This window comes from Bifidobacterium aemilianum (assembly GCF_003315635.1).
In the GTDB taxonomy this organism is placed as follows: Bacteria; Actinomycetota; Actinomycetes; order Actinomycetales; family Bifidobacteriaceae; genus Bifidobacterium; species Bifidobacterium aemilianum.
In genome coordinates this window covers 1-297 of the sequence record NZ_PDCG01000101.1, presented here as the reverse complement: position 1 = coordinate 297, position 297 = coordinate 1, and the positions used below count along the sequence as shown (strand labels likewise).

General features: G+C 66.0%; 1 protein-coding gene. It reads left to right on the top strand.

Annotated features, from left to right (window positions below):
• Nucleotides 1-297, top strand: a 297-nt coding sequence (locus CRD60_RS08915; RefSeq protein ID WP_161522232.1) for a hypothetical protein, incomplete at both ends; no start/stop codon positions are given.

The following is a 297-nucleotide window of genomic DNA, read 5'->3' as shown; positions in this document are numbered from 1 at the left end:
ACGGCGCACCCACCAGCCTGACCGTGAACGAGGGACAACCCATCGGCACGCTGACCACCAGCAAGGAGGGCCACCACCTGACCGGATGGACCGACACGGCCACCGGCAACCCCTGGAACACCATGAGAGACCCGGTCCTGGCCCCCATGACCATCAAGGCGAAATGGGAAGCCGACCAATACACCGTGCGCTTCCTCGCGCCGGGACTGACACCCAACCCCACCATCACCGACCAGACCGGCATCAGCTACGGCACCGGCCTGATAACCGACCCGGGCACCCCAACAGGCACCTTCC